The organism is Shewanella sp. 11B5 (genome assembly GCF_002836795.1).
Classification (GTDB): domain Bacteria; phylum Pseudomonadota; class Gammaproteobacteria; order Enterobacterales; family Shewanellaceae; genus Shewanella; species Shewanella frigidimarina.
Genome location: NZ_PJAP01000519.1, coordinates 1 through 5,680, shown reverse-complemented (window position 1 = coordinate 5,680; position 5,680 = coordinate 1). Strand labels below are relative to the sequence as shown.

The following is a 5,680-nucleotide window of genomic DNA, read 5'->3' as shown; positions in this document are numbered from 1 at the left end:
GATGTTACCAAGCGTTCAGTTGATAAATATCCGCAAGCCAAGTACAAATCCTTTGCTACAGAAGCAGAAGCCAAAGTTGCATTTGCTAAATCTCCTGCAAGCAGCATAGGCAAAAGTGTGCCAGCTAAAGCGGCTGGTCGTTCATCGACAAAGGCTGCAGGGGCTGGAACATCAACCAAGACTCTTAGCGCGAATCAAGCTGTGTTAAGCCAATTTGATGTGGTTATTTACACCGACGGAGGTTGCGAACCCAACCCAGGTAAAGCGGGTTCAGGGATGGCGATATACCGCAAAGGCGAGTTAGCCGAATTATGGTTTGGTTTGTTTAATCCTAATGGCACCAATAATACTGCCGAGCTCAATGCGCTACATCAGGCACTCATTAAGGCAAAAAAAGTGCTTGATGCCGGTGAAACCGTGCAAATTATGAGTGACTCACAGTATTCGATTAAATGTGTTTGTGAGTGGGCATATGGTTGGAAAGCTAAAAACTGGACCCGAAAAACCGGTGAAATCGCCAATCTGGAGATCATCAAGCAAGCACATGAGTTATACGATGCAATGAAAGACGATTTAGTGCTTCAGCATGTCGCCGCCCATATTGGTATTGAAGGTAACGAATTGGCAGACAGAATGTCGATTCATGCGATTGATCTGCAGCACAAAGGGTTTAGTCAATTTACTGCGCCACTGGATATCAGTAAAATTCTCGCGTTGCGAACAGGCTAGTTATTGGCCAAATCCTCCCTGAACGCGTTAGATTCCTTGGTCAATAAACACAAAAAAGCCGGATTTTTCCGGCTTTTTTGTGCGTGATTTACGACCACTTACGTCACTTACGATTAATTACTTAGTATTTTCTTCGTACATTAAATAATGGCTTTGCTCCATCCCTAAAGACTCATAGGTTTTTTGGGCAACTTTATTGTCATGCTCAACATATAAACGGAAACTAGCGGTGCCACCGTTTTCTGCTGCTAAGTCTTTTACCGCTTGATAAAGCTTGCCATAAATACCCTGACGACGATTCTGTGGACGGATATACACACTCTGGATCCAATAATAATTACTCGCGCGCCAGTCACTCCACTCATAGGTGACCATTAACGAACCGGTAATTTCTCCATCAACTTCGGCGACTAAATATACCCCACGTTCAGGATGAGTAAGTAGTCCTTCAACACCGCGAGTCAATTGCTCAGTGTCTAATGATAGATTTTCAGTTTCCATTGCCATAGCTTGGTTAAACTGAACTAGGGCTTGTAGGTCGGCATGTTGGCCAATTCTTATTGTCATGGTTTTCTCGTTTTTATAGGATGATCTGCAGTTATCATAACGCGACACTCAATAAAAGTATTGGCTTGTTGCGTCAGAAAATGTGTACGAAATGAGTTAATGCTCCAATATTTATGGCTTTAAACGAGATGAAAGATCAAGTTCTATAACGGTCAAACTCATCAATACAAAATCAACATTTTAATGCCAAAAACAAACATATCAATATTGCTTAACCCGCTTGATAGGGTGATTACAACTCCACAATAAAACAGCTGAGTTATATTTGTTCAATATAAAAACTCTCAAATGTTGGTTTTTTCAGTATAAAAAAGGCGAAAAATAATCATATTGTCGATGTTGTTTGCCGTGTTTTTATACGGATTAACACTGCTAACACTTGGCGTTACGCCAGTCTGTGCGTGGATCAGGGCTTACTTATTTACGGTCCTCCACTAACGTATAATTGAAATTATTGTGACGATGCAGTAATGTGACGCCACGACAATTTAGATCTATGTCACAAACTGCATAAATTGATGGAGATAATTATGAAAGTTGCTGTATTGGGTGCCGCTGGTGGTATTGGCCAGGCTCTAGCTTTACTGTTAAAAACTCAACTGCCTGCGGGCTCAAAGTTGTCTCTATATGACATCGCTCCTGTTACTCCTGGTGTAGCGGTTGACTTAAGTCACATCCCAACAGATGTAGAAGTAAAAGGTTTTGCTGGTCAAGATCCTACTGATGCATTAGTTGGCGCAGACGTAGTGTTAATGTCTGCTGGTGTTGCGCGTAAGCCTGGTATGGATCGTTCAGATCTATTCAACATCAACGCTGGTATCGTGCGTAACCTAATGGAAAAAGTGGCTGTAACTTGCCCTAAAGCACTAGTGGGTATTATTACTAACCCAGTTAACACGACTGTAGCGATTGCTGCTGAAGTATTAAAAAATGCCGGTGTTTATGACAAAAACCGTTTATTCGGTATCACAACACTTGACGTTATCCGTAGCGAAACCTTCATCGCTGAGCTTAAAGGCTTAAACGTTGCTGACGTTAAAGTTAACGTCATCGGCGGACACAGCGGTGTGACTATTCTTCCACTACTTTCTCAAGTTGAAGGTGTTACTTTCACTGATGAAGAAGTTGCAGCAATGACAACTCGCATTCAAAACGCGGGTACTGAAGTTGTTGAAGCTAAAGCCGGTGGCGGTAGCGCAACATTATCAATGGGCCAAGCTGCATGTCGCTTTGGTTTATCATTGGTACGTGGTCTACAAGGCGAAGCTAACGTTGTTGAGTGTGCCTATGTTGACGGCGGCAGTGAGCACGCTACATTCTTCGCACAGCCAATTCTACTTGGCAAAAACGGCGTAGAAAAAGTATTACCTTACGGTGAAATCAGCGCATTCGAAGCTAACGCTCGCGATGCAATGTTAGACACCCTTAAAGGTGACATCAAATTAGGCGTTGAATTTGTTAAGTAATTAACAAGTCGATGCACTAAAAAACGCGAAGCCAAGGCTTCGCGTTTTTTTTGGTTTTAAAATGCCTTGCATCTTGCATCTTGCATCTAACATCTCGATTTATTCCTCTTTCATTATTCACATCGTCTACCCCCACAATCCAGCATTGCTACAGGCTTACCCTTTAATCTTTCTTCGCCATACAGGTATAAGTTTTCCATGTGGATCTAAAGTGCCATTGCAGTTTGGAGCAAAAATCAGCAAGTTATGAATATGTTAAATTTGGAAACCGCTGAAATGAGAAATAAAAAATACAGCTTAACCATGCCGCTTGTTTTACTGGGTTGGATTTTTTCGATGCTACCGGCTCAAGCAACAGAAACCCCTTATATCCCACTCACCGATTTTGGTGATAATCCTGGTGCGCTGACAAGCTTTTATCTTCCTGTGACGCAAGCCTCAAATGCTTCTCATGCTGGGAATTTATCTTTAGTCGTGTTACTGCATGGTTGTATTCAAGACGGTGTCGAATTGGCGGATAAAAGTGGCCTAACGTCATTGGCGTTAGATAATCATTTTGCGGTTTTAGTGCCACAACAAAGCTATGACAATAACGTAAAGGGTTGTTTCAACTGGTTTGCAAGTCAAGATACGCAGATAGACAGTGGTGAAATGTTATCGATAAAAAACATGATAGTCACCACTCAAGAAAAACTAGCTGCCAAGCATGTTTATGTCATCGGGTTATCAGCGGGTGGCGCCATGGCGAGCGCTGCAATCGTCAATTATCCAAATCTATTTCAAAGCGGAGCAGTCATCGCTGGGTTGCCATATCCCTGTGCCGACAATTTGATCAAAGCCATCTCTTGTATGAAGCAAGGGCCAGCGCAGTCGGTTGAAGAATTAGCCCAATTTGCTAAAGCAATACACCCTCAACAAACACGTTGGCCTTCATTAAGTATCTGGACAGGTGACAGTGACAATGTCGTCAATGCTAACAATGCGCAAATGCTCGCATCTCAATGGCAAGTGTTAACTCAATCTAACGCTAAGCCAACGGTAACAAATGAATCTGGATACAGTATTTCACGCTGGAAAGATCCTCAGAATAAGCAGTCAATTGAACTCGTTACTATTAAAGATTTTGGTCACGGCATTGCCGTCAATCCAGACATAAAACATGGAGGTGAAGAAAGTGATTATCTGCTTAGGGCACCAATAAGCAGTGTGATAGAAGTGATTAAGCTTTGGGGGCTTTAATCAAAGTAAAATATATAACATTCTGTTTTTGTTATATATTAATTGTTTTTTTTTTAATACCTAGACCAAAACACATACTACTATAGTACCGATTCAATGCTGTTGAAAATGCGATACAGTCAATATGTAAACAAATAGTTATAAATCAAAATCAGTCGTAAACCAGAATTAGTAGTAAGCAAAACCATTAATAATAAATATTACAACGGGGATCTGTATGAAACAGAATACTATTAAAATGAGCTGTATTGCTTTAGCCATTTCGTCAGTGTTAAGCGCGCAGTATGCCGTTGCCGCAGAAGAACAAAATAACAGCGGCGACAAACAACCTGTATTAGAGCGCATTGAAGTGACTGCTCGTAAAACAGTCGAAAGCTTGCAAAATGTGCCTGTGGCAGTGACATCAGTTAGTGCTACAGAGTTGGCAGAAAACGGCATCAGCGTGATGACTGAAATTCAGCAGTTTTCGCCCAATACCACATTGCAATCTAGCCGAGGCACAAACTCTACGCTTACCGCTTTTATTCGTGGCGTGGGTCAAGAAGATCCCCTTTGGGGCTACGAGCCTGGTGTCGGTATTTACATTGATGATGTCTATATTGCCCGTCCGCAAGGTGCGGTGTTAGACATTCTTGATGTACAACGTATTGAAGTACTTCGTGGACCACAAGGCACGTTATACGGCAAAAACACTATTGGTGGCGCAATTAAGTATGTAACCAAAAAAATGTCTGGTGATGGAGAATTAAGCCTTAAAGGTACCGTCGGCAGTTATGGCCAAAAGGATGCCAAAATTGCAGGGCAGTTACCCATTGTTGATGACAAGCTCTATGTCGGTTTTGCCTTTGCGAGTTTAAACCGTGACGGTTTTGGTGAATTTAAAACCTCGGCATTAGATGGTCAAGATACCGAAAACTATAACAAAGATGTGATGGCGGGCCGTTTAAGTGTTGAATATACACCGACTGACGATCTGTTTATGCGTTTTACGTATGATAAAACCCAAGATGACTCCAACTCAAAAGGCGGCTATCGCCTACTTCCTAGCTTATTAACTGATGCACCAGTACCCGATAGCAAATATGACTCCTACACCAGTATGCCTACATGGAACAAAGTCGAAACAGAAGGGTGGAGCGCGACGGTCGAATACAACCTCAATGAAAACTGGAGCGTAAAGTCGGTCACTGCCAAGCGTGAAGGCGAGTCACTGACTAACATCGACTTTGATAATACCAGCTTACGTATTTTCGATGTGCCAGCTATCTACGAAGATGAGCAATTTAGCCAAGAGTTTCAAGTGAACTATGTGGGTGATAATCTCAACTTAGTGTCGGGGATTTACTATTTTGACGGTGATTCTTGTGGTGTTTTCGATGCTATTTTAGAAGAAGCCTTTAAAGCATATGGTGGGCTAACCCGTGAGGTGAGTGGCTGTAATAATAGCGAAAGCTATGCCGCTTATGTGCAAGGTTCATACGATTTCACTGAAAAGCTATCGATGACATTAGGTGGCCGTTACACCCGCGAATCTAAAGAAGCCACGGTTTATAATGGCGTGATATTCGATAGCATTTATCCAGAAACTGACTGGTATCCTGGGTTTGTACGCGATGACGCATTAATTGAATCTCAAATACCTAAAGTGCTCGATGATGAAGAAACATGGTCTAAATTCA

At 42.1% G+C, this 5,680-nt stretch carries 5 protein-coding genes; 4 read left to right on the top strand and 1 reads right to left on the bottom strand.

What is annotated here, in order from left to right; all coding sequences use genetic code 11:
* The coding region (locus CXF78_RS12240; RefSeq protein WP_102036942.1) for a ribonuclease H1 domain-containing protein at positions 1–729 on the top strand (729 nt) is incomplete at its 5' end.
* 117 nt (positions 730–846) lie between these two features.
* Here CXF78_RS12240 and CXF78_RS12235 read toward each other — a convergent pair.
* Positions 847–1,296 (bottom strand): GNAT family N-acetyltransferase, encoded by a 450-nt coding sequence (locus CXF78_RS12235; protein WP_011638613.1) that lies wholly within the window; start codon positions 1,294–1,296, stop codon positions 847–849.
* Positions 1,297–1,826: 530 nt separating this feature from the next.
* Between CXF78_RS12235 and mdh the strand changes: the two genes are divergently transcribed.
* The 3 genes from mdh to CXF78_RS12220 form a co-directional block, all read left to right on the top strand.
* Complete coding sequence (gene mdh / locus CXF78_RS12230; RefSeq protein WP_011638612.1) at positions 1,827–2,762, top strand: malate dehydrogenase; 936 nt, start codon at positions 1,827–1,829, stop codon at positions 2,760–2,762.
* Positions 2,763–3,008: 246 nt separating this feature from the next.
* A complete protein-coding gene (locus CXF78_RS12225; protein WP_257984900.1) occupies positions 3,009–4,001 on the top strand; it encodes an extracellular catalytic domain type 1 short-chain-length polyhydroxyalkanoate depolymerase in 993 nt (330 codons plus the stop codon).
* A 217-nt stretch (positions 4,002–4,218) separates the two neighbouring features.
* Positions 4,219–5,680: TonB-dependent receptor (locus CXF78_RS12220; RefSeq protein ID WP_145991430.1), on the top strand; the 1,462-nt coding region annotated here is incomplete at its 3' end.

Excerpts from the sequence above, each read along its gene's own strand:
- CXF78_RS12235 (WP_011638613.1), bottom strand. The coding sequence starts at position 1,296 with ATGACAATAAGAATTGGCCAACATGCCGACCTACAAGCCCTAGTTCAG.
- mdh (WP_011638612.1), top strand. The coding sequence starts at position 1,827 with ATGAAAGTTGCTGTATTGGGTGCCGCTGGTGGTATTGGCCAGGCTCTA.
- CXF78_RS12225 (WP_257984900.1), top strand. The coding sequence starts at position 3,009 with ATGAATATGTTAAATTTGGAAACCGCTGAAATGAGAAATAAAAAATAC.